Source organism: Streptomyces sp. NPDC001530 (assembly GCF_042894545.1).
Classification (GTDB): domain Bacteria; phylum Actinomycetota; class Actinomycetes; order Streptomycetales; family Streptomycetaceae; genus Streptomyces.
Window position 1 is genome coordinate 122663 of sequence record NZ_JBIAVS010000008.1, and the last position, 24909, is coordinate 147571.

A 24909-nucleotide genomic window follows, 5' to 3' on the forward strand; every position below is an offset into this window, starting at 1 on the left:
CGGACAAGGAGGGGCTTTACGGTGGTGTCCCCCGAATCGGGGGGTGCGTCAACTCGCATGGGACCAGGGGCCTGTTGAGCCTTGATGCGGGTGTGGCGAGAGGGGGGAGACCGTGTCCTTGGGGGAGCTCGCGCGGCATGCGTCCGACGCGTCCGGCCTGATCGAACTGCTCGCGCGCCATCCGTCGGCAGGGCGCGGCGCGGGGGAGGAGGTGGCACGAGCCCAGCGGCGGGCGCTTGAAGCGTTGCGCCTGGCCCGGGAGAGCGCCGAGTCCCCGTTCACCGTCGGACTCGTCGGTGAACTCAGCGCCGGCAAGTCCCTGTTGCTGGGCACCCTGCTCGGACTGCCCGAACTGCTGCCCGTCGGGGACGAGGCCGTCACCGGCAACGTCACCGTCGTCCACGCGCGGCCCGCGGCCCCGGACCGGCAGGTGTCCCGGGAAACCTCCGTACGCGTCGAGTACTTCGACGAGGAGCAGACGGTGGAGTACCTGCGCCACCTGCGGGACGCCCTCGCCACCCAGGCGGCGGACGGCGGCCTCGAGCAGCGGCTCGTCGACGAACTGCGCCGCGTGCGCCTGCGCGAGCCGGACTGCCGTGAACTGCTGTCCTTCCGTGACGCGTACCTCGGCGGCGAGCTGGCGAAGTCGCTTGCCGGGACGCTGGGTGAACTCGACCTGATCGACGGGGCGTTGCGGCACGTACGGGAGGCGGGACGGCCCCTGTACGGACTCACCGCCGAGCTGGACGACACCCTGGCGGGCGCCGCCGTCGTCCTGCCCGGACCCGCCGAGTACCGCACCCTCGACCCCCGGCTCACCGGCGGCGCGATCACGGCGGGCCTGCTGAGGGCCACCATGCCGCTCGTGCGACGGGTCGTCCGTGACGTCGAAGTGGCCCGGAACGTATGGGACGTGAGGGAGTTCCCGGGCGGCGAACTGCGGCTGCTCGACTTCCCCGGACTCAACAGTGCCTTCAGCGCCGTACGCGACCAGTACGTGTGCGGCACCGAACTGCGCTCCGCCCACACCATCCTGATCCTGCTGAAGACCACCGGCGGCGCCACCGACACCCCCGAGCGCATCCGCCGCATGTGGCAGGCGGCGCAGCGCACGGACGGGCTGGAGAACTCCGTCCTGGCGGCCGTCAGTCGCTTCCACGAACTGCCCGTCAGCGAGGCCCTGTTGCGCCCCTACGTCGAGTACGAGGGCCAGCTGCTCCGGGACCGCCTCCTCGACGGCGTGCCCGTCCTGCGGGATTTGCTGGCCAGTGCCGAGCGCCTGGTCGCGGGCGGCCGGAGCGACCGGATCGTCCTCACCTCGGCCATGCGCGCCCTGAGCACCGGCGCCGGGGCCCAGGGCATAGGACCCCACTTCGCGCGGGCCCGGCACCTCGACACGCAGATCCCTCTCGCCCAGAGCCGGGCGGCCGTGTGGCGGGCCGTCGGCGAGCGGCTGGACGCGGACGACGTGGGCGGTGCGCTGGGCGGCATGCTCATCGCGTTCTCCGAGGACGGCGGCATCGGCCGACTGCGCCGCGCCCTGCTCGACCACGTCGTCCAGCACGGCGTCGCCCTCCGCCTCGAACAGCTCGCGGGCCACCGCGCCGAGGCCTCCGATGCGCTGCGGGAGGTGTACCGCGGTCTCAGCGCCGGTCCGGGCACGGCCCCCGTCGACGCCCGGGCCGAGACGGAGGTACGCAAGCGGCTCACCGCTCTGCTCTCGGTCTGGCAGGACGTACGGACCAGGTCCAGGACCGAACTCCTCGACGCGCGGCGGCTGCGCCTCGCGGGCGAGGACGCCGAGCAGGGCCCCACACTCCTGGAGGAACTGGCGGGCGACGCCGCGGAGAAGGTGTACGCCTGGGGTTCGTGGCGCCGGCTCCTGGACGCCGTCCAGGACGAGCACGTGGAGCCCGCGAGCCTCCCGGACGACCGGCCGCCGCCCCTCGACGCGGACGATCTGTTCACCGAATTCCGCGACACCTGCCAGGAGATCGAGGCCCGCAACGCCCCCCGGCTGCTCGGCGCGCTGGAGAACTGGCTCGTCGGACACCAGCGCCGGCTCATCGCGGCGGCGCGTGAACTGGGCACCGTCATCACGCCCGAGGCCTTCGAACGGCTGCGCTCCGCCGACCCGAACGACAACGCCGCACTCGTCGACCGTCTCTCGCGTGCCACCACGCTGGGCTGGCTGCGCGACGCCGCGGAGAAGGCCGTACGCGACGGCAGCACGGTCGACGCGGCCGTCGGTGAGGCGCGGCTGCGCGACCGTTTCCCGCTGCGGCTCGGCCAGGCCCTGCCCTGGCACCCCGACAGCCGTGCCGGGACCTACGCACGGCACCAGACCGTGGTCGCGCGTTACCGCCGCGACATGGCCGCCATGGTGCTCCACGAGTCGCTCGGCCGGCTCGCGGACGCCCAGCGCGCGGTGGCCGCCCGGCTCGGTGAGCAGGCGGACGCCTTCATCGCCGAGATGCGCGAAGGACAGGTCACCAACGCCCTCGTCACGGCCGTCGTCGGGGACACCCGGGCAGAGGCCGACACCGCCGGGTTCGCGGAGCAGCTCAGGCGTCTTGCGGACCTCTCGGTGTACTCGTGGCAGCGGGGCGCGTGGGCGCCGGAGGCCGGACTGTCCGCCACCGGACCGGACCCGACGTATCTGGACGTGTTCCACGGGGGAGGCGAGTGATGCCGCTCGACGTCAAGTTCGTCCTCGACGAAACGGTCGGCGGTCCCCCGTCGATGCCGCTCAAGCCGGACGCGAACGGCCGCTACCGACTGCCCGCCGTGCGGCTCACGCCCGGCGAACCCGGCGTACGCGTGGAGCGGTTCACGTGCTGGGCGCGCGGCGCCTCCGACGAGGAGCAGACGCCCCCCGACCGGTGGCAGGCCCTCGTCGCGGACGCCTGGCGGGGCGCCGACCTCACCGGGGCGCGCCTGGACCGGACGGTCGACATCCACCCCGAGCCCGTGCCCGCTCCGGGACCCGGCGGCACCGGAGACCACGGAGTGGCCCGCCTCGTGTGCGAGGTGGAGTACCTGATGGTCGACCGGCTCACCGGCCGGGAGATCCTCGGTGTTCCCTACCGCAGCGAAGCGACCGTGCTCGTCTCGTTCGCCGCGCCCGCCGACGTACCGTGGCAGGCAGCCGGAGTGCCGCGCCGGGCCACCGAAGTACCGCTCCGGCCCCCCGAACCGCCCGAGACCGACCGCTACCTCGGACACGCCGCGATCGACTTCGGCACCTCCAACTCGACCGTGACCCTCTACGACGCCCTGATCCACACCAGCCAGCCCTTCGCGCCCTCCCAGGTGCAGCGGCTGCGCGCCGGCATCGTCCACTGCGTCCTCGACGGCGGCTACCCGAAGGTCGTCGCCGGTGAGTGGGAGTCCGTCCTCGCGCTGACGGCCGCGGAGATGGACGGCGACAGCCGCGCCACCGGCGCCGGATACCCGGACGAGGCCAGGGCCCTCGCCGCCCGCATCGGCTCCGAGACGGGCTCCAAGGACCTGTTCAAGTTCTGTCTGCTGCTCGAACAGCGGCTCCCCGACTGCTCGCACACCCTGCGCTACGAACTCGCGCGCCGCCTCTACCACTGCTACGACGAGGCGTTCGCGGAACCGCCCCTGGAGCCGATGCGCCTGTTCCCGGTGGAACTCGGCGACGGAAGCATCGAGGTGTCGAGCCGCATCGAGGTCCTCCAGACCCATCCGCTCGCCGTACGACTGGGCGAGCCGGAACGGCTCATCGGCCCCGCGGCGGCCGGACTGCCCACGGCGACGGGAACGGGGAGCATGCCCGGGATCGTCGGCCAAGCACCGCTGGCCGCCTTCCGCGGTCTGAAGCTGCGCCTGTCGAGCCCCCGCCCCATGGACGAGCTGCCCGCCGCGCCGGGGCTGCCCGCGCCGACGTCCGACGACCTGATCCGCTCCGCTCTGGGCTATCTGGTCGAGCGCTCCAACCGGTACATCCGGGCGAACACCCGCGGCACCCTCGGCTCCGGGCGCATCGACGACATCGTGCTGACCTACCCCACGGTCGCCACACCCGACGTGCGGCGCAAACTGCGCTCGCTCGTGGCCGACGGGCTGGGCGTCAACCGGGTGTCCATGCACTTCGACGAGGCCATCGCCGCCGTCATGTTCTTCGTGATGCGGGACTTCGGCGGCGACCTGAACGTGGGTGTCGAGGCGTTCCGGGCCCGCTCGCGCTCCCGGCGCCGGGGCAACTGGGTGCAGAACGTCCTCACCATCGACATCGGCGGCGGCACCACCGACATGGCCCTGCTCACCCTGTCCCTGAAGGACACCACACCGCTCGACGTCCTGGAGCGGCCCGACGCCGGTCACCTCGGCCGCCACTACACGCTGACGCCCACCGTCCGGGGCTCCAGCGGCCACACCCGGCTCGGCGGCGACCTGCTCACACTCACCGTCTTCCACTGGCTGAAGGCGGAGATCGCCGACCGGCTCATCGCCCTGCGGCCGGACTCCTACCGCACCGAGTTGCAGGGCGCGAAGGCGACCTACCTCGACGACGCGGGCGAGTACATCGCGGGCCGGCTGTCGGTGGACATCCAGGCCGACGACCCGGGCCTGAGGGCCGCGGCGCGACGCCTCGCGGAGGCCGCCGTGCCGACCCAGTGGAAGAACGCGCCGCCCTCCGAGCGCGACCAGCGCCGCTGGACCTTCGAGCAGTTGTGGAAGCTCGCCGACCAGGCCAAGATCCACCTGGGCGGCTCGGAGTTCACGGACGCGTCGCAGCCCTCGCCGCTGCGCTTCGCCGAGCAGGAGCTGTCCGGACTGCTGGCCAGCCTCGGGCAGGGCGACGGCCCCGAGCACCGGCCGGCCGGTACCCTCTCCTTCGAACTCGACGCGGCCCGCTTCAGGACGCTCGTCGAACCCCACCTGAGGAACGTCGTCGACCTCGCCGACGGCATGCTCAAACAGCGACTGAAGCGTGGCGAGCCGCTCGACCGCGTCGTCCTCACCGGAAAGACCAGCGCCATGCCGCTCGTACGCGAGGTCCTGGTCAGCCAGCTGGGACGCGGCTGGAAGCTGGACTGGGACCCCGCCAACATCGAGGTGGAGCGCGCCTTCGCCAAGACGGCCACATCGATCGGAGCGGCCTGGGCCGAGCACCTGCGTCAGACGGCCTTCGCCCCCGAGGGAGCGATCCCCGTCCTGGAACAGGGCCGCACCGTCGTGCAGATCGACGTGGAGAACCTCTTCTTCGCGCTGCCCTGCGCCTTCGAGCGGGGCATCGCGCGCGGCGCGGGCGACCTGCCGCTGTTCTCGGCCAACGAGGAGCTGCACCACCTGATGCACACCAGCGGTGAGAGGCCCGTCCTCTCGGTCCGCTCCGCACAGCTCACCCAGCTCACCGAGGTCGTGAGCGTCGTCCGGGTACGCGAGGGCACCCAGGGCAACATCACCTGGGGCCAGTTCAAGTGCCCGGCCGTCGGCGAGCAGCTGCCCGGAGCACCGCCCGGCAGTGTGCTCGACCCCGCGGTGTGGCCGCACGAGATCAGCGTCCGCTTCGAAGTCACCGCGGATCTGGACGTGTTCGGCCATCTGTCGTACGGGCCGCCCCACTACGTTGTACCGACTGACCAGGGCCCCTACGTGGACGTGTGGCGCCGCCTCGCCAAGGCGGGCATGCTGCCCGATGACCATCCGGCGGCCCCCACGAGTCCCCCGTCACCCCGGGAGAAACTCCCGCTCGGCGTGTACGTGAACTGCACCGTCGCCGGATCGGCCCACGCGGGTGAGGGGACCTTGGTGTTCTCCCCGGAGGCGGCCTTCACCGAGTCGTTCCACGCCGATACCGACGACGGGCCGTCGCGCGCCGGACTGCTCAGCAACTACCTGCCCGACCCGCCCAGTTCCGGCGAGTGGGAGTTCTCCGTGGTGACCGAGGACGGACGGGAGACCCGCACGATCACGCTCGGGCGGCTGCCCAGGCCGCAGTCCGGCAGCGGTCTGCGGTCCCGGTTCCGGGCCTCGCTCGACGAACACGGCAGGCTGCGCGTGCACATGGCGGAACTGCCGTACTGGCCCGCCCACGACCTCCTTCAGGTGCAGAACGAGCGGGGGCGCGTGCTGCGTCAGCGGATGACCGTGCAGGACAAGGACCGTGACGAGTTCGACGATCCGTTCGCGGGTCTGCAGTGAGCACCGCCTTCGGTGCCCGGGACCAGGGGGTGGCCCTGTGCGCCGCCCTGGAGCGACTCCTCGGTACGGAAGGGTCGTTGCTCGCGTCCCTCACGGCGGCAGGACTGGACGGGCTGCGCGGCACCCTGCTCGCCGCGCTCGCCGCCGCCCCGGACGACCCCGGCGCCGGTGCGTGCGCCGCGCTGCTCGCCGAACTCGACACGCTGCGAACAGCGCGGCCGGTGTCCGCCCCCGTGCGGCAGCCCGGCGCGGCCCCGCCGGTGTCGGCCCAGCCTCCACGGGAGCGCGCCTCCGGCATCGAGTCGCTCGCTGAAGCGCTCGCCAAGTCGCCCGCCGTCGCGGACTTCGCCGCCGGAGCGGTACCGCCGGGGCAGGACGGACCGGCGGACGAGGACGCGCTGCGCCGCTGGTTCCATCTGACACTGCTGCGGCTGCCCGAGCGGCACGCGGCCCCCTGGCGGCGCCGGGCCGTTCAGGAGGATCCCCTCCCGGACGAGCTGTTCCGTACGCTGCCCGGCTGGACGAACGGTGTCCTGCTGCCGCCCTCGCACGACGGGCGCCGGGGCATCAGGACCCACCGCCTGGAGAGCGCGGGCCTGCGCGAACTGGCCGAACTCGTCCTCGCGCTGGGCGAGTTCGACGAGGGCCTGTGCCATCTCCTGGACGGGCTGTGGACCGGCGGCTCCGCGCTGCTTGCCGACTCCGAGGTGCGCGCCACCTACCGCACCGAGCTGAACCGGCGCCTGGAGGTCATGGAGCGGACGCCCCGGCACAGCGCCGACCGCCTGCGTGCCTGCGTCTTTGCCGACGAGGCGCTGTGCTCCGTCATGCATCTGCCGCCCGCCGCCGCGGGCAGCTGGTGGCACCGGTTCGCCGAGGAGTCGCACGGCATCGCCCTGGCCCTGGCCCGCGAGACGCGTGCCGCCGGGGAGGACGTGGAGCTCGTGCTCCCCGCGGTGCCCTATCGCGACGCCCGCCGTCACACACAAAACGACGACATACGCCTCACCGCCGGCGGCCGCCCCGGCGAGACACTCGCCTGTCTGCGGCTGTGGCTGCGCGTGGGTGACCAGGTGTTTCCCGGGCGTGTGGTGCACCGGGCCGTGGAATAGAAGGCCGGCCCAGGGAGCTGTCAGTAGCCGTAAATTACCGGCCAGTTGACATTGAAAGGTGAATGACCACCGCTATCATCACCTCACCTGCGGAGCGACCCTCTGCCCGATGACGGCGGTTGTACGGCATCGACCTTCACACCCCCCACTGAACACATGGCGTTGTCGGGCGTGTCTGCCCGCGCGTCGTGCAGGACGGAAAGCAGCGCGAGCATGAGCAACAACAGGGGCAGAGGGCTTCAGGCCAATGCCCTAGGTACGTTCGACACGGTCGTGATGGCGGTCGCGGGCAGCGCCCCCGCGTACTCGCTGGCCGCGACCACCGCGGTCCTCGTCGGCGCGGTGGGCCTCGCCAGCCCCGCGGCACTCCTGTACTGCGCGATACCCATGCTGGGTATCGCGCTGGCCTTCAGCTACCTCGGCCGGATCGACGTCAACGCAGGCGCCAGCTACTCCTGGGTCGGCCGCACGCTCCACCCCTTCCTCGGCTTCATCAGCGGCTGGGCCCTGGTCATCTCCGCGACCATCTTCATGGTCGCCGGTTCGCTGCCCGCGGGCTCGATGACGCTCGCCCTCTTCGACGAAGGACTCGCCGACAACACCGCGCTCGCCACGGCGGTCGGCGCGGCCTGGTTCCTGGTCATGCTGTGCGTCGTGCTCGGCGGCGCCCGGCTCACCGTCCGCGCGCAGCTGATCATGTCCGGTGTGGAGCTGGCGATCCTGGCCGCCTTCGCGGTCGGCGCGCTGCTGCACAGCGACAACGCCCGGTCCTTCGAGTGGTCCTGGCTCGGCTTCGGCCACTTCGACGGGGTGAGCGGCTTCGCCTCCGGCGCGCTCATCGCCGCCTTCTACTACTGGGGCTGGGACGTCACCAGCAACCTCAGCGAGGAGACGAGGGACAGCCGTCGGACGACGGGCCTCGCGGGCCTGATCGGCGTCGGCATCGTCTTCCTGCTCTTCGAGGTGTTCACCATCGCGGTGAACGTCATCCTCACCGACCGGCAGATCCAAGAGCATGACGCCAACGTCCTGGGCGTGCTCGGCGAGGAGATCTGGCCGGGCTGGGGCGGCAAGCTGCTGATCGTCGCCGTGATGCTGTCCACCATCGCCACCCTGGAGACCACGCTCATCCAGGTCACCCGCTCGCTGTTCGCGATGGGCCGCGACCGTACGATGCCGAGCGCGCTGGGCCGTGTGCACCGTGAGTGGAACACCCCGTGGGTCGCCATCGTCGTGGTCGGCGCGGTCGCCCTGGTGATGTTCGTGACCTCCAACGCCCTCGGCTCGGTCGGCGACATCCTCTCCGACGCCATCGCCGCGATCGGCCTGCAGATCGCCGTCTACTACGGCCTCGCCGGCATCGCGGTGGTCGTCGCCTACCGCAAGATGCTGCTCAAGTCCCCGGCCAACTTCCTCTTCGGCGGGCTCTGGCCGTTCCTCGGCGCCATGTTCATGTTCTGGATCTTCGTCGAATCGCTCGGCGACCTGAGCAGCGCGTCGATCGCGATCGGCATCGGCGGCATCGTCGTCGGCCTGATCCCCATGCTCTGGTACTGGAAGCAGGGCAGCGACTACTACCGGCCCGCCAAGCTGGACGCCACCCAGGTCGTGGACACCGACTACATCCCCGACGGCTACTCCACCGCGGCGGAGACCGAACGGTCCCGCGTCCACGAGGGTCTCCCCACCGACTTCTGAGAGGGACCCGATGGCGGGCGACCGCTTCACCCCCGACTTCGACCCCGACTGCGGGGACAGACCCCTCACCTCGGCCCGCCAGGACATCGTCATCGGCCGCTGGCAGGGACTGCGAGAGCTGCTCCGGACCACGAGCGCCGACTGGTCCGTGCGCAGCCACCGGATCCGGCTGCTCGCGCCGGCCTGCGCGGGCAACTCGACCGTCGAGTCCTGGCTGGCCGCCGAACCCCGCAGCGCCGACGCCCTGGTGCTGCGGGCCGCGACCGACGTGGCCCGGACCTTCAACCTGGCCATCGCCGCGGGCCGGGGCGTGCCCATCGACCAGAACCGCATCGACCGGGCGGTGCTGGCCTGCCTCCAGGCCGCCGAGGCCTACCCCGAGGACCCCACGCCCTGGATCTCCCTGATCTCCGTCGCACGGCTCTACCCCAAGGGCGTACGCCGCCAGGAACTCGGCCGCTGGTGGGACGAACTGCACACCCGCGACCCGTACAGCATGGAGGGCCATCTGCAGATCCTGCACTACTACTCGTCACGCTGGCACGGCACGCACGGCCTCATGTACGACTTCGCCCGCGACGCCGCCGGTGTGGCACCGCCGGGCTGCGCGCTGCCCGTCCTGGTGCAGTTCGCCCGCGTCGAGGAGTACCGCTACATCCTCGACGGGGCGAAGGGACAGCGGGACGCCGTCGTCGGGCTCGGCCAGCACTGGAACCACGACGCCGCCGTCAGCGACGTACGGCGCACCTGGCAGCGCTGGATCACGGCGCGCCCGGACGGCCCCGTGGCCCCCGGGGAGGTGCGCGACCTCAACTATCTGACGCACGCCGCCTGTTACGCCGGCACGGCGGACATCGCCACCGCGCTGTTCACGATGATCGGGCGACGGGCCACCCGGACGCCGTGGTCGTACACGGGTGACCCGGAGAAGGAGTTCGTGAAATGGCGGAAGAAGCCGTCACGCGGGGTGTGAGCCGCGGTCAGCCGTCCCGGACCTCGGCGGGCCCGCGGTGCGCCGAGGTCCGCCCGTTCACGAAGAACCGGTCGTCGTACTCGCCCCGCGGTGGGTGCGGCGGTGCCAGCCGGTCTCCAGCAAGGGCCGCGTGAAGAGGGCGCTGAGCCCCGGGTGGCCTGAATGGCGGTGCGGTCGTCAGCTGGGGTCATCCGAGCCTCCGTCGTTGCCCTGCCGCACCGACCGCCACGGCGCGAACGCGCTCGCCCCGCGCGGCATCAGTGCCGCCAGCTCCGGGCAGTGCCGCAGGATGACGGAGTTCATGCCGCCCTTCTCGACCCAGTCGATGCCGAGCGGTGTGTAGATCTCGGGTCGGTAGTCGACGTTGAGGAAGCGGTCGCTCTGCAGGCGCCGTGTGGCCATCAGGATGAAGATCCGGAACGCGGTGTCGCTGAAGCCGAAGCCCTCCGGCGGATTCTCCGCGAAGAGGCCGACCACCGTGTCGATCTCGTCGACCGAGCGGTAGACCTCCTTGAGCCGCGCCAGCGTCTCCGCGTTCTGCGTCAGCTCCTCGAAGGAACGGATGCGCTGCTTGTGCAGACCCGCGCGGAAGTCGTTGTAGCGCGGGACACCGCGCCGCCGCGTCCGTACGAGGTCCACCACCGACAGGTCGATGATCTCGCCGTCCCGCTCGAACTGCTGGAGCGAGCGCGGGAAGTTGTGCAGCGTGATGGCGCCCGGATGGGCGATCCCGAACGAGTACAGCGTGTTGGCGAGCCCCGTCTTGCGGATCCGCGCCTCGGCCGCGCCGCCCTGGATGTCCAGGAAGCCTACGGTCTCCAGGCGCTGCCCGAAGTGGTGCTCGCGCAGCTCGAAGTCGTCCGGGATCAGCGGGTGCATGCGGTAGACGGTGACGAAGTCCTCGGTGAGCGAGTACGGCGCCGCGTGGTGGTCGGGGAGCGTCTTCGGGATACCGGTCAGCGAGTGCGCCTCGAAGAGCCACAGGCCCAGTTGGTTCAGCCAGTTCTTCGGCGGGCCCTGCCAGTTGGTGTGCAGCCCGATGTCGATCGCCTCGGTCGCGAGGATCGCCGGCGTCCACTCCACCGTGTGGATCTTCGCGATGAGCGCGGAGACGACCAGCCGTGCCGTCTGGTAGATCCGTTCCTCGCCCATCGTCGGATACTCGGCGCGCAGCGCGTCGCACACCGCGTTGTGCTCGCGCGCGAAGAGGGTGTGCATCGCGCTGAGCCCCATCCACCAGCTCTCGTTGAAGCCGGTGAGCGGTATGCCGTTCGAGCCCGACGGCAGGTGGCCGTCCTCCAGCCGGAGTTTGGCGCCGCCGTCCGGCTCGCGCAGGGACCGCGCGGTCTGTTCGTCCTCGCCGTACACCTCGGAGCCGTCCCACCAGTGCGAGGCGACATTGCCGAAGAGGATCGGCGGCCGGTCGCCGGGCTGTTCGAGACCCTTGTTCTCGGCGAACCGCATCACGTTCTCGGGAGGACCGCCGGGCGTGTTGTGCCAGCGCCCGCTGCCGGGCGGCAGCGGCACCTCGACGCTGCGCTCGCCGGGCTGGTAGCGGCGGTGGTTGACCCAGTCGTGCACCTGGAACTGGATCCACGCGGCCGCCAGGATGTTGAGCGAGGTCGCGGGCAGGAAGCTCTCGCGGTGGAGGAGCTGGCGGCTGACCGTGACCGGGTTGGGGGTGTCGAACAGGTCGGGCCGGTAGTCCGGCTTCAGATTGCGTCCGAAGGCCGCGCCGACGCCGCCCATCCTGGGTGCGGACAGATCGTTGTACGTCCCGTCGTACGAGCGCTCGGTGCGCAGCCGCTCGGGGATGGGCTCCGGCACCGGCTGCGCCTTCGGCGGCGCCTCCCGCACCTCGGTGTCGATCAGGTTCAGCCGGCGCAGCGCCTTGCGCAGGAACACCAGGTTCAGCAGGCTCAGCTGCAACGGCAGCCGGTGCCAGGGCACATACCGGTTCAGCAGCGCGAAGGCCGCGCCCATCGGCCTACCGAGCAGCCTGTTCTGCAGCGGCTCCTGGGTGACGAACCGCAGGCCCATCCGGTGCGCGCTGCTCGCCTGGTACGCGGCCTTGCGGGCCCGGTTGATATTACCGAGCGGACGGAAGTCGTCGGTCGTGTACCAGGGGTTGAAGGCGAGATCCTCGATGCGCCGGGCGGCCGCGCGGGCCTCCGCGCTGTTCAGGTCCTGACGGGGGACGGTGAGCCGGGCGACCGGCACAGCGGGCGCGATCGCGTCCTTCCACTCCACCGAGGCGTCCTCGATCGGGGTGCGCCGCTCATCCACGTACCGCTGCACGCACAGCTCGAAGACGACGTCCGCCTTGGCGAGCCGTCCGGCGATCTCGCGGTGCAGGAACTCCGGGTCGCTCCGGTCGGGGGTGGCCGCCGGTGGGCTGCCCGGCGCCGGTCGCAGCAGATAGCGCACCGGCCCTGCCTCGCCCCACAGGGTGGCGCCCCGGCTCCAGTACGTCTCACTGGCAAGGGAGTTGACCGTGTGCCGGGTCGCGGCCCGCACATTGCGCCGCATCCGGTTCGCGGTCCCGAGCCCCACGGCCAGAGGCAGCTTCACGAACAGCCCGAACGCCTTCTGGAGGGGGCTGCGGGCGCCCGCCATCGCCTTGGCGAAGGCCACGAACTCGCGCGCGTTGCGGGCGTGCGAGACCGGATGGCTGGTCGCGAGGAGGTCGTGGCTCTCGTCCTCCGACACCCGCACCCGCACGGCCGCGCCCCGCAGATCGGGCGATCCGTCGCCCTGCCGGATGCCGCTCGCGTTCGACAGCCGTACCGTCGCCGGATACTCGGCGCCCGGCTGGGCGAAACCGCCGCACAGTGTCGTGGGCAGATCGTCGTGGAAGCGCAGCCGCGCGTTCTCCACGGCCACCGGTGCCTTGGCGTGGAAGGTGCGGGATATCCCGCCACCACCGGCACGCCGGTTCTTGACCTGCACCTCCATCAGCTCGCGGGCCAGGCGTTCGAACACCAGCCGTTCCGCCTCGGGGCTGCCACCTTCGTACCGCTCGTACTGCGTTTCGTACTGCCCGGTCTCGGCCATCGGTCGTTTCCTTCGTACGGATGCGTACGGGACAGGGGCCAGCACGCTACCCGCGGCCCGGAGCGCCCACAGCGGGGGTTCCCGCCGATGTGCGCCCCCTTGTCACCTCTACGAACTATTAGACGAAAAGTGTCATACGCGCACGTCAAGGAGACGAACGCGCATACGCCCAGCCGGGGTGCGCGCCCCGTGAACGCCGCTGCTCCCCAGCAACCCCAACCGGCGACCGGCGGGGTGGCCGGGGAGCGACGGGTGACCGTGGGTACCGCCCGGTCGGCGGATTCACAAGGCGGCGGTGCGCTCGCCAGTCTGGACACAGGGGCGCGCCGAGGCGTCCGCCGTGATCCGGAGGAAGGCTCGCCCATGCGCGACGACGACTACGCCAAGGGGCCCGGCTTCGCCGAACTGCGCCCGCTGAAGGCCGGCACCGAACCGGGCCCGACCGGCTTCCCGGTCTACCCCGACCTGGTGGAACGCCTGGTCGAGGACAAAGCCCAGCCCGACCCCGACGGAGTCGTCCCGCACGCCCTGGCGACCTGCGCGGCATATGCGTACGCGGGATTCGCCCAGCGGAGTGACCCGCGGACCGTCGCCATGATCATGGCGCGGCTGGGGCTCGACGAGAACAGCTGCCGGGTGTTCGAGCAGCGCGTGGACGCGATGTACATCGCCTCGGCCGCGTATCTGATCCAGGACAAGGACCGCAGGGTCGCGATCCTCTGTTACCGGGGCACCCAGCCCGAGGACATCATCAGCATCCTCACCGACGCCGACGTACGGCCCGAGATGCTCTCCGTGGAACTGGAGGGACAGCGCCACGAGGTCCACGCGGGCTTCTACCGCAACGTCCGCGCCACCCGTCATCTGATCGTCGACGCCCTGGAGCGCGCCCTGCGCGGCGAGTCGGTGATCCCCGGCGAGGAGGGCACCCGCGGTGACGGCCTGGAGGCCCTGTACATCACCGGCCACAGCCTCGGCGGCGCGATGGCCGCCCTGATGGGGGTGATGCTGGCCCACGAACCCCGCTACCGGCGCATCGCCGAGAAACTGAAGGCCGTCTACACCTTCGGCCAGCCCATGGTCGGCGGCCCCGACTTCGCCCGCGCCTGCGAGGAGTCGATCGGCCCCCATGGCGTACATCTGCTGCGCGACCGGCTGATCCGCTACATCTTCGACCGCGATGTCGTCCCCGCGCTGCCGCCCCGGCCGGTCGGCCCCTACGCGCCGTTCGGCCGGGAGTTCCACTACCGCAGGCCGCGCGGACCGATGGACGCGGCCCTCACCTTCGCGGCCGACTCGGCGATCGAGGCGGTCACGCTGCCCGGCGAACTGCTGCGCACCATGGCGAGCCGGCCGATGGCGGGCTGGGGCGAACTGGGCGTCCGCGTCACCGAGTCGGTGCGGCGGTCGCTGCGCCCGCTGCTGGGCGCCCGTGCGGACGGCTGGAGCGAGAACACCGAACCGGGCCTGCGCTACCCGCAGATGGACAGTCTCGCGGGCCTCGCCGTCGTGGCACCCCTGGCCTTCTTCGCCGCCCGGCTCGCGCTGACCCGCACCATCCCGTTCACGTACTCCTTCGACGACCACGGCCCCGGCCACTACGTCAACGCGCTCGCCCCGCCAGGAGTGTTGAGCGAGTTCGGAGACGTGCTGTAGCCGGGGCCGTCCAAGGCTTACAGGCCTGAGGCGTTCCACTCGGCGATCACGGGGCGCCCGTGCTCGGTGGAGAGCCTGCTGACGGTGCCCGTGGCGAGCTGGAACAGCCGCCCGTCCGCCGGGGCGAGCCCGAGCCGACGGGCCGCGAGCACCCGCAGGAAGTGGGCGTGCGCCACCAGGACCACGTCACCGCCGCCGAGCGCCGGCTCGATCCGGGACAGTACGCGGTCGGCGCGCCGGCCCACCTCCGCCGGCGACTCGCCCGGGTGCCCGTCCGGACCGGGCGGGACCCCGTCGTTCCACAGGTACCAGTCGGGCCGGGTGCGGTGTATCTCGACGGTCGTGACGCCTTCGTAGCCGCCGTAGTCCCACTCGTGCAGATCGGGATCGGGTACGGCCCCGTACAGGCCCGCGAGTTCCGCGGTGCGGACCGCGCGGCCCAGCGGGCTGGTGAGCGCGAGAGCGAAGGTCCGGCCGGCGAGCAGCGGGGCGAGGGACTTGGCCTGTTCCTCGCCGCGCTGGGTGAGCGGCAGGTCGGTCCAGCTGGTGTGCTGGCCCGACACACTCCACTCGGTTTCGCCGTGGCGGACCAGCAGGAGGTCGCCCATGGCCGTTACTTCGACTCGACGGCGTGGCCGCCGAACTGGTTGCGCAGCGCCGCGATCATCTTCATCTGCGGCGAGTCGTCCTGGCGGGACGCGAAGCGCGCGAAGAGGGAGGCGGTGATCGCCGGGAGCGGGACGGAGTTGTCGATGGCCGCCTCGACGGTCCAACGGCCCTCGCCGGAGTCCTCCGCGTAGCCGCGCAGCTTGTCGAGGTGCTCGTCGTCGTCCAGGGCGTTGACGGCCAGGTCGAGCAGCCAGGAGCGGATGACCGTGCCCTCCTGCCAGGAGCGGAAGACCTCGCGCACGTCGGTGACGGAGTCGACCTTCTCCAGGAGCTCCCAGCCCTCGGCGTAGGCCTGCATCATGGCGTACTCGATGCCGTTGTGGACCATCTTGGAGAAGTGGCCCGCGCCCACCTTGCCCGCGTGGACGAAGCCGAAGTCGCCCTCGGGCTTGAGCGCGTCGAAGATGGGCTGCACCTTGGCGATGTGCTCGGCGTCGCCGCCGACCATCAGGGCGTAGCCGTTCTGCAGGCCCCACACGCCGCCGGAGACACCGGCGTCGACGAAGCCGATGCCCTTGGCCGCCAGTTCCTCGGCGTGCTTCTCGTCGTCCGTCCAGCGGGAGTTTCCGCCGTCGACGACGGTGTCGCCGGGCTCCAGGAGGTCGCCGAGCTCGTCGACGACGGACTGGGTGGGGGCGCCGGCGGGCACCATCACCCAGACCACGCGCGGGCCTTCGAGCTTCTCGACGAGTTCGGTGAGGCTGCTCACGTCGGCGAGGTCGGGATTGCGGTCGTAGCCGATGACGGTGTGCCCCGCGCGGCGTATCCGCTCGCGCATGTTGCCGCCCATCTTGCCGAGGCCGATGAGTCCGAGCTGCATGTTGTTCACTTTGCGGTGCTCCAGAGTGTGATGTAGATTACGTGCCTCAACATGCGAGAACCGGGCATGTTGCCGGGCAGGTTTCGACCCGGCTGGCGTTGATCGTGTAAGACCTGACGGAATGCTGTTCCGCTGGGCTGTGTGAGCCAGGAATCACCCCTGTTCTCAAGGGTGAGGATTCAATTCTTTCGGAGAGTGCGGTACGCGGCCACAAGGGCGGCGGTGGAGGGGTCGAGGCCCCTCACGTCGGCGCCCTCGGTCAGCGCTGGTTCCACCCGCTTGGCGAGGACCTTGCCGAGCTCGACGCCCCACTGGTCGAAGGAGTCGATGTTCCAGATCGCGCCCTGGACGAACACCTTGTGCTCGTAGAGGGCGATCAGCTGGCCGAGGACCGAGGGCGTCAGCTCGCTCGCGAGGATCGTGGTCGTCGGGTGGTTGCCCTTGAACGTCTTGTGCGGCACCAGCCCCTCGGCCACCCCCTCGGCACGCACCTCGTCGGGCGTCTTACCGAAGGCGAGGGCCTGCGTCTGCGCGAAGAAGTTCGCCATCAACAGGTCGTGCTGGTCCTTCAGTTCCTCGCTCAGCTCGTCGACCGGGTTGACGAAGCCGATGAAGTCGGCGGGGATCAACTTCGTGCCCTGGTGGATGAGTTGGTAGTACGCGTGCTGCCCATTCGTGCCCGGTGTGCCCCACACGACCGGCCCGGTCTGCCACTCCACGGGGTGGCCGTCGCGGTCCACCGACTTGCCGTTGGACTCCATGTCCAGCTGCTGCAAGTACGCGGTGAACTTGGACAGGTAGTGCGAGTACGGCAGGACGGCGTGCGACTGGGCGTCGAAGAAGTTGCCGTACCAGACGCCCAACAGGCCCAGCAGCAAAGGCGCGTTGGCCTCTGCCGGGGCCGTGCGGAAGTGCTCGTCCACGATCCTGAACCCGTCGAGCATCTCCCGGAACCGGTCCGGGCCGATCGCGATCATCAAGGAGAGACCGATCGCGGAGTCGTAGGAGTAGCGCCCGCCGACCCAGTCCCAGAACTCGAACATGTTGGCCGTGTCGATGCCGAAGTCCGCCACCCGCTCGGCGTTCGTCGACAGCGCCACGAAGTGCTTCGCGACCGCCTTGTCCTCGCCGTCGAGCCCGGCGAGCAGCCAGGAGCGCGCCGAGGTGGCGTTGGTGATGGTCTCGATGGTGGTGAAGGTCTTCGAGGCGATGATGAACAGCGTCTCGGCCGGGTCGAGGTCGCGGGTCGCCTCGTGCAGGTCGGCACCGTCCACGTTGGACACGAAGCGGACCGTCAGATCGCGGTCGGTGAAGGCCCGCAGCGCCTCGTACGCCATCGCCGGACCGAGGTCCGAGCCGCCGATGCCGATGTTGACGACGTTCTTGATGCGCTTGCCGGTGTGACCGGTCCACTCGCCCGAGCGGACGCGCCCGGCGAAGTCGGCCATCTTGTCGAGCACCGCGTGCACGGCCGGGACGACGTTCTCACCGTCGACCTCGATCACGGCGTCGCGCGGAGCGCGCAGCGCGGTGTGCAGCACCGCGCGGTCCTCGGTGACATTGATCCTCTCGCCGCGGAACATGGAGTCGCGCAGCCCGAACACGTCGGTGGCGGTGGCCAGTTCCTGGAGCAGGGCGAGGGTCTCGTCGGTGATCAGATGCTTGGAGTAGTCGATGCGCAGATCGCCGACCCGCACGGCATAACGCTCCGCGCGGGCGGGGTCGGCGGCGAACAGCTCACGCAGCCGCGGGTGGAGCAGCTCGCCCGCGCGGTGGTCCTCCAGGGCCACCCACTCGGGGCGCCGCGTGAGCTTGGGAGAGTCAGACATGAGAGGGGGTCTCCTTGGTGCCCTCGCCCCGCAGGGCGACGGCGTACATCTCGTCCGCGTCGAGGCGGCGCAGCTCCTCGGCGATCAGCTCGGAAGTGCTGCGCACCTTCAGCGCGAGCCTGCGGGAGGGCTGTCCGGGAAGGGACAGGGTGGCCAGCGGGCCCTCGGGGCGGTCGATCACGATCTCGCCGTTCTGGGTGCCGAGGCGCACGGCGGTCACGACGGGTCCCGCGGTGACGACCCGCTCGACCGGAACCCGCAGCCGGGCCTCCAGCCAGCGGGCCAGCAGTTCGGCGCTCGGGTTCTCGGCCTCGCTCTCGACGGCCGCCGAGGTCACCTGCGTACGGGCCTGGTCGAGCGCGGCGGCCAGCATCGAACGCCACGGCGTCAGCCGGGTCCACGCCAGGTCGGTGTCGCCGGGCGCGTACGAGGCGGCGCGGGCCTCCAGGGCCTGCAGCGGGGCCTCGACGGCGTACATGTCGGTGATCCGGCGCTGCGCGAGGGCGCCCAGCGGGTCCTTGGCCGGGACTTCGGGCGCGTCCACCGGCCACCAGACGACGACCGGGGCGTCGGGCAGCAGCAGCGGCAGGACCACGGAGTCGGCGTGGTCGGACACCTCGCCGTACGTCCGCAGCACGACCGTCTCACCGGTGCCCGCGTCCGAGCCGACGCGCACCTCCGCGTCCAGGCGGGAGCTGGTGCGGTCGCGCGGGGTGCGGGCGACCCGCCTGATGACGACCAGGGTGCGCGAGGGGTGCTCGCGCGACGCCTCCTCGGCCGCCTTGATCGAGTCGTACGCGTTCTCCTCGTCGGTGACGATGACCATCGTCAGGACCATGCCCACGGCGGGGGTGCCGATGGCCCGGCGCCCCTGCACGAGCGCCTTGTTGATCTTGCTTGCCGTGGTGTCGGTCAGGTCGATCTTCATGGCCTGCGCCAGCTCCGTCCGTCTCGTGCGAGCATCTCGTCGGCTTCCTTCGGGCCCCAGCTGCCCGAGGGGTACTGCGCGGGCTTGCCGTGGGTGTCCCAGTAGCCCTCGATCGGGTCGAGGATCTTCCAGGACTCTTCCACCTCTTGGTGACGGGGAAAGAGATTGGCGTCGCCGAGCAGGACATCCAGGATCAGCCGTTCGTACGCCTCCGGGCTGGACTCGGTGAACGACTCGCCGTAGGCGAAGTCCATCGTGACGTCCCGGATCTCCATCGACGTACCCGGCACCTTCGATCCGAAGCGCACCGTCATGCCCTCGTCGGGCTGGACGCGGATGACGATCGCGTTCGCGCCGAGCTCCTCGGTGGCCGTGGAGTCGAAGGGGGAGTGGGGCGCGCGCTGGAAGACCACCGCGATCTCCGTCACCCGCCGGCCCAGACGCTTGCCGGTGCGCAGATAGAAGGGGACGCCCGCCCAACGGCGGTTGTCGACCTCCAGCTTGACGGCCGCGTAGGTGTCGGTCGTCGACTCGCGGTCGATGCCGTCCTCCTGCAGATAGCCGCGCACCTTCTCGCCGCCCTGCCAGCTCGCCGCGTACTGGCCGCGCACGGTGTGCTCGCCCAGGTTCTCCGGCAGCTTCACGGCCTTGAGGACCTTGAGCTTCTCGGTGAGCAGCGACTCGGCGTCGAAGGCGGCCGGCTCCTCCATGGCGGTGAGCGCCATCAGCTGGAGGAGGTGATTCTGGATCACGTCCCGGGCGGAGCCGATGCCGTCGTAGTAACCGGCCCGGCCCCCGATGCCGATGTCCTCGGCCATGGTGATCTGGACGTGGTCGACATACGACCGGTTCCAGATGGGCTCGTACATCTGGTTGGCGAAGCGGAGCGCCAGGATGTTCTGGACGGTCTCCTTGCCGAGGTAGTGGTCGATACGGAAGACCTGCTCCGGGTCGAACACCTCGTGCACGATCTTGTTGAGCTCACGCGCGCTCGCCAGGTCGTGGCCGAACGGCTTCTCGATGACCGCGCGCCGCCAGGAGCCGTCCGGCGCGTTTGCCAGCCCGTGCTTCTTGAGCTGCTGGACGACCTTCGGGAAGAACTTCGGCGGGACGGAGAGGTAGAAGGCGTAGTTGCCGCTGGTGCCCCGCGAGGAGTCCAACTCGTCGACCGCCGCGCGCAGTTGCTTGAACGCCGTGTCGTCGTCGAAGTCGCCCGGGATGAACCGCATGCCCTCGGCGAGCTGCTGCCAGACCTCCTCGCGGAACTCCGTACGCGCGTGCTCGCGCACCGAGTCGTGGACGACCTGGGCGAAGTCCTGGTCCTCCCACTCGCGGCGGGCGAACCCGAGGAGCGAGAAGCCCGGCGGCAGCAGACCCCGGTTGGCGAGGTCGTAGACGGCCGGCATCAGCTTCTTGCGGGACAGGTCGCCGGTGACGCCGAAGATGACCAGGCCGGAGGGGCCCGCGATACGCGGGAGCCGGCGGTCGCGCGCGTCGCGCAGGGGGTTGTCCCAGTCGGACGCCGGGACGCCGAGCGCCTCGGCGAGGGCCGCCTCCGGCGTCACGTCGCCCGGCTCCGGGACCGTGCTGCCGGGCTCCGAGGCCGTGTTTGCCGGCTCCGAGGTCACGTCGGCCGGTTCCACGGCCGCGTCACCAGATCCCTGCGCCGCGGCGGCCGCAGCCTGCGCGGCGCCGTCGACAATCGCCTCACGCTTGGTCATTCCCCCTCAACTCCCTTGCTGCTCAGTGAGGTCGCGACGGCCTCCAGCAGCTCCTGCCAGGCCGCCTCGAACTTCGTGACGCCCTCGTCCTCCAGCTGCTTCACGACCTCGTCGTAGGAGATCCCGAGCGCCTCGACGGCCGCCAGATCGGCGCGCGCCTGGGCGTAGCCGCCGGTCACCGAGTCGCCGTGGATGTCACCGTGGTCGGCGGTGGCGTTGAGCGTCGCCTCCGGCATGGTGTTGACGGTGCCGGGTGCGACCAGCTCGTCGACGTACAGGGTGTCCTTGTACGCGGGGTCCTTGACGCCCGTCGAGGCCCACAGGGGGCGCTGCTTGTGAGCGCCGGCCGGGGCGAGCGCGGTCCAGCGGGTGCTCCCGAAGACGTCCTCGTACGCCTCGTAGGCGAGCCGGGCGTTGGCGAGCGCCGCCTTGCCCTTGAGCGCGAGCGCCTCGTCGGTGCCGACCTTCGCCAGCCGCTTGTCGATCTCGCTGTCGACGCGGGAGACGAAGAAGGAGGCGACCGAGTGGATGGTGGACAGGTCGATCCCGGCCGCCCGCGCCTTCTCCAGGCCCGCCAGGTAGGCGTCCATGACCTCGCGGTAGCGCTCCAGCGAGAAGATCAGCGTGACGTTGACGCTGATGCCGAGGCCGATGACCTCGGTGATCGCCGGGAGGCCGGCCTTCGTCGCCGGGATCTTGATCATCACGTTCGGGCGGTCGACCAGCCAGGCGAGCTGCTTGGCCTCGGCGATCGTCGCCGACGTGTTGTGGGCCAGGCGCGGGTCGACCTCGATGGAGACCCGGCCGTCACGGCCGCCGGTCGCGTCGTACACCGGGCGCAGGATGTCGGCGGCGGCGCGCACGTCCGCGGTGGTCATCATGCGGACGGCCTCGTCGACCGTCACGCCGCGCACGGCGAGGTCGGCCAGCTGCTCCTCGTACCCCTCTCCCGAGCCGATGGCGGCCTGGAAGATGGAGGGGTTGGTGGTGACGCCCACCACGTGTCGGGTCGCGATGAGTTCGGCGAGGTTGCCGGACGCGATCCGCTTGCGCGAGAGGTCGTCCAGCCAGATGGAGACGCCTTCGTCGGAGAGGCGCTTGAGGATTACCGCGGTCGCGGTTGCTTCGGTCACAGTGATCATCTTCCTTCGTGCGATCGGATCAACCGCGGGCGGCGGCAAGGGATTCCCGCGCGGCGGCGGCGACGTTCTCGGGGGTGAAGCCGAACTCGGCGAACAGGGTCTTGGCATCGGCGGAGGCGCCGAAGTGCTCCAGCGAAACAATGCGTCCGTGCTCACCGACGTACCGGTACCAGGTCAGGCCGATGCCCGCCTCGACCGCCACGCGGGCCTTCACGGACGGCGGAAGGACGCTTGCGCGGTACTCCGCGGACTGCTCCTCGAACCACTCGACCGACGGCATCGACACGACCCGCGTGCCCACGCCCTCGGCCTCCAGCCGCTCACGCGCGGCCACGGCGAGCTGCACCTCGGAGCCGGTGGCGATGAGGACGACATCGGGCGTCCCGGTCGAGGAGTCGCGCAGGACGTAACCGCCCTTCGCCGCATCCTCGTTGGCCTCGTACGTCGGCACGCCCTGCCGGGTGAGCGCCAGACCGTGCGGGGCCGGGTTCGTGGCGTGCCGCTTGAGGATCTCGGCCCAGGCGATCGCCGTCTCGTTGGCATCGGCCGGGCGGACGATGTTCAGGCCCGGGATCGCGCGCAGCGAGGCCAGGTGCTCGACCGGCTGGTGCGTCGGGCCGTCCTCGCCGAGGCCGATGGAGTCGTGCGTCCACACGTACGTCACCGGCAGCTGCATCAGCGCGGACAGGCGCACGGCGTTGCGCATGTAGTCGGAGAACACCAGGAAGGTGCCGCCGTAGATACGGGTGTTGCCGTGCAGTGCGATGCCGTTCATCTCCGCGGCCATCGAGTGCTCGCGGATGCCGAAGTGGACCGTGCGGCCGTACGGGTCCGCCTCCGGAAGCGGGTTGCCCTTCGGCAGGAACGAGGACGTCTTGTCGATCGTGGTGTTGTTCGAACCGGCCAGGTCGGCGGAGCCGCCCCACAGCTCGGGGAGCACCCCGCCGAGCGCCTGGAGCACCTTGCCGGAGGCGGCACGGGTCGCGACGGACGTGCCCGCCTCGAAGACCGGCAGCGCGGACTCCCAGCCCTCGGGCAGCTGACCGGCCACGACGCGGTCGAAGAGCTTGGCGCGGTCGGGCTGCGCGGTGCGCCACTCGGCGATCCGCTTGTCCCACGCGGCGTGCGCCTCGGCGCCCCGGTCGAGCGCCTCGCGGGCGTGGGCCAGCACCTCGGGCTCCACCTGGAAGGTCTGCTCCGGGTCGAAGCCGAGGATCCGCTTGGTGGCGGCGATCTCCTCGGCGCCGAGCGCGGAGCCGTGGGAGGCCTCGGTGTTCTGCGCGTTCGGCGCGGGCCAGGCGATGATCGTGCGCATCGCGATGATCGAGGGGCGCTCGGTCTCGGCCTGCGCCGCCTTGAGCGCCGCGTACAGCGCGTGGACGTCGATGTCGCCGCCCAGCGCGGGCTCGATCCGCTGCACATGCCAGCCGTACGCCTCGTACCGCTTCAGCACGTCCTCGGAGAACGCCGTCGCCGTGTCGCCCTCGATGGAGATGTGGTTGTCGTCGTAGACGAAGACGAGGTTGCCGAGCTTCTGGTGGCCGGCGAGCGAGGAGGCCTCGGCGGAGATGCCCTCCTCCAGGTCGCCGTCCGAGACGATCGCCCAGATCGTGTGGTCGAAGGGGGACTCGCCCTCGGGGGCCTCGGAGTCGAAGAGGCCGCGCTCATAGCGGGCGGCCATCGCCATGCCCACGGCGTTGGCGACGCCCTGGCCGAGCGGTCCGGTCGTCGTCTCGACGCCCGCGGTGTGCCCGTACTCGGGGTGGCCCGGGGTCTTCGAGCCGTGCGTACGGAACGCCTTCAGGTCGTCGAGTTCGAGTTCGTAGCCCGACAGGAAGAGCTGGGTGTACAGGGTCAGCGAGGTGTGGCCGGGGGAGAGGACGAAGCGGTCGCGGCCGGTCCACTCCGGGTCGGCGGGGTCGTGACGCATCAACTTCTGAAAGATCGTGTACGCCGCCGGGGCCAGGCTCATCGCGGTGCCGGGGTGGCCGTTGCCGACCTTCTGGACGGCGTCCGCCGCGAGCAGACGGGCCGTGTCGACGGCACGCCGGTCGAGATCGGTCCACTCGAGGCTGTCAGGTGTCTGCGTGCTCATCTTCAAGAAGTCCTCGGTAGATGCGAAGGAACTGGTCGGACGCCTTCAAAAGTAAAAGTCTGACTTTTGAAGGGGAAGGTGCCCGTGTGTCAGGCTTCGGTGAAAGTGGGACATCGACAGCGGGACCGAGGCGGCGCGAGAAGGACATGGCGGACAGAAACACCCAAGACGGGGAAGGGATCAGAACCTTTCCCTTCCCGGTCGACCAGAGCGTCGGGGGTGTCGGCATGCAGGTCGGTCCGATGAGCACCGAGCGCTTCCGGCACGCCGACGCGCCGTTGGACCGAATCCACCGCATCGACTTCCACGTGGTGATGCTCTTCAGCGGCGGCCCCGTGACCCACATGGTGGACTTCGCCGAGTACGAGGCGAGGGCCGGCGACCTGCTGTGGATCCGCCCGGGGCAGGTGCACCGCTTCTCCTGGGCGAGCGACTACCGCGGAACCGTCCTCGCCATGCAGCCGGGCTTCCTGCCCCGCGCCACCGTCGAGGCCACCGGCCTCTACCGCTACGACCTGCCACCCCTGCTGCGCCCCGACCCGGCTCAGCTCTCCGGCCTCCGGGACTCCCTCGCGCATCTGCGACGCGAGTACGAGGACACCACCACGCTGCCGCTCAGCCTGCACACCTCCGTGCTGCGGCACTCCCTGACCGCGTTCCTGCTGCGCCTCGCCCATCTCGCGGCGAGCTCCGCGGAGGCGGCCCGCCGGCAGACCGACACCACCTTCACCCGCTTCCGGGACGCGGTCGAGAAGGGCTTCGCCACCAACCACAGCGTCAGCGCGTACGCCGACGCCCTCGGCTACTCCCGCCGCACCCTGGTCCGCGCCGTGCGCGCCGCCACCGGCGAGACGCCGAAGGGCTTCATCGACAAGCGGGTGATCCTGGAGGCCAAGCGCCTCCTCGCCCACACGGAGATGCCCATCGGCCGCATCGGCGTCGCCGTGGGCTTTCCCGACTCCGCCAACTTCTCCAAGTTCTTCCACCAGCACACCGGCACGACGCCGGTGGCGTTCCGGGCGGAGCTGCGCTGAGAGG

The 24909-nt window shown here is 70.8% G+C and carries 15 protein-coding genes; 7 read left to right on the plus strand and 8 right to left on the minus strand.

Annotation, left to right across the window (positions count from 1 at the left end):
* The first annotated feature begins 112 nt into the window (after window positions 1-112).
* The 5 genes from ACFY0T_RS17825 to ACFY0T_RS17845 all read left to right on the plus strand — a co-directional run bounded on the left by ACFY0T_RS17825 (window position 113) and on the right by ACFY0T_RS17845 (window position 9957).
* Window positions 113-2689, plus strand: coding sequence for a dynamin family protein (locus ACFY0T_RS17825; RefSeq protein WP_388870797.1), 2577 nt, complete (start codon window positions 113-115; stop codon window positions 2687-2689).
* The gene (locus tag ACFY0T_RS17830) at window positions 2689-6174 is read left to right on the plus strand and encodes a hypothetical protein (protein ID WP_388870799.1); all 3486 of its coding nucleotides are present in this window, start codon (window positions 2689-2691) and stop codon (window positions 6172-6174) included. Before ACFY0T_RS17825 ends, ACFY0T_RS17830 begins: the two co-directional genes overlap by 1 nt.
* Window positions 6171-7286, plus strand: a complete 1116-nt coding sequence (locus ACFY0T_RS17835) for a hypothetical protein (RefSeq protein WP_388870802.1) — start codon at window positions 6171-6173, stop codon at window positions 7284-7286. Before ACFY0T_RS17830 ends, ACFY0T_RS17835 begins: the two co-directional genes overlap by 4 nt.
* 213 nt (window positions 7287-7499) lie before the next feature.
* Complete coding sequence (locus ACFY0T_RS17840; protein WP_388870805.1) at window positions 7500-8984, plus strand: APC family permease; 1485 nt, start codon at window positions 7500-7502, stop codon at window positions 8982-8984.
* Window positions 8985-8994: 10 nt separating this feature from the next.
* Entirely contained in the window at window positions 8995-9957 is a 963-nt protein-coding gene (locus tag ACFY0T_RS17845; protein ID WP_388870808.1) for a hypothetical protein, read from the plus strand.
* Window positions 9958-10134: 177 nt separating this feature from the next.
* Here ACFY0T_RS17845 and ACFY0T_RS17850 read toward each other — a convergent pair whose 3' ends face one another.
* On the minus strand, window positions 10135-13011 hold the full coding sequence (locus tag ACFY0T_RS17850) for a peroxidase family protein (RefSeq protein ID WP_388870811.1): 2877 nt from the start codon (window positions 13009-13011) through the stop codon (window positions 10135-10137).
* Window positions 13012-13374: 363 nt separating this feature from the next.
* Here ACFY0T_RS17850 and ACFY0T_RS17855 point away from each other — a divergent pair, with 363 nt between their 5' ends.
* Window positions 13375-14667, plus strand: a complete 1293-nt coding sequence (locus ACFY0T_RS17855; protein WP_388870814.1) for a lipase family protein — start codon at window positions 13375-13377, stop codon at window positions 14665-14667.
* Between the two features lie 17 nt (window positions 14668-14684).
* Here ACFY0T_RS17855 and ACFY0T_RS17860 read toward each other — a convergent pair whose 3' ends face one another.
* Genes ACFY0T_RS17860 through tkt form a run of 7 tightly spaced genes read right to left on the minus strand, consistent with a single transcriptional unit; the run spans window position 14685 to window position 23871 of the window.
* Window positions 14685-15275 carry a histidine phosphatase family protein gene (locus tag ACFY0T_RS17860; protein WP_388870817.1) on the minus strand — a complete coding sequence of 197 codons (591 nt, stop codon included), beginning with the start codon at window positions 15273-15275 and terminating at the stop codon, window positions 14685-14687.
* 5 nt (window positions 15276-15280) lie between these two features.
* Complete coding sequence (gene gnd, locus ACFY0T_RS17865; protein ID WP_388871526.1) at window positions 15281-16306, minus strand: phosphogluconate dehydrogenase (NAD(+)-dependent, decarboxylating); 1026 nt, start codon at window positions 16304-16306, stop codon at window positions 15281-15283.
* Window positions 16307-16335: 29 nt separating this feature from the next.
* Entirely contained in the window at window positions 16336-17985 is a 1650-nt protein-coding gene (gene pgi, locus ACFY0T_RS17870; protein WP_388870820.1) for a glucose-6-phosphate isomerase, read from the minus strand.
* Complete coding sequence (opcA, locus tag ACFY0T_RS17875) at window positions 17978-18913, minus strand: glucose-6-phosphate dehydrogenase assembly protein OpcA (protein WP_388870823.1); 936 nt, start codon at window positions 18911-18913, stop codon at window positions 17978-17980. The genes pgi and opcA overlap by 8 nt, the downstream gene beginning before the upstream one ends.
* Window positions 18910-20634: a glucose-6-phosphate dehydrogenase gene (gene zwf, locus ACFY0T_RS17880; RefSeq protein ID WP_388870826.1), complete on the minus strand. Its 1725-nt coding sequence runs from the start codon at window positions 20632-20634 to the stop codon at window positions 18910-18912. Before zwf ends, opcA begins: the two co-directional genes overlap by 4 nt.
* Window positions 20631-21776 carry a transaldolase gene (gene tal / locus ACFY0T_RS17885; RefSeq protein ID WP_388870829.1) on the minus strand — a complete coding sequence of 382 codons (1146 nt, stop codon included), beginning with the start codon at window positions 21774-21776 and terminating at the stop codon, window positions 20631-20633. Before tal ends, zwf begins: the two co-directional genes overlap by 4 nt.
* Before the next feature lie 19 nt (window positions 21777-21795).
* Entirely contained in the window at window positions 21796-23871 is a 2076-nt protein-coding gene (gene tkt, locus ACFY0T_RS17890) for a transketolase (protein ID WP_388870832.1), read from the minus strand.
* A gap of 146 nt (window positions 23872-24017) precedes the next feature.
* Here tkt and ACFY0T_RS17895 point away from each other — a divergent pair, with 146 nt between their 5' ends.
* Window positions 24018-24905, plus strand: a complete 888-nt coding sequence (locus ACFY0T_RS17895; RefSeq protein WP_388870835.1) for an AraC family transcriptional regulator — start codon at window positions 24018-24020, stop codon at window positions 24903-24905.
* Window positions 24906-24909: the final 4 nt, after the last annotated feature.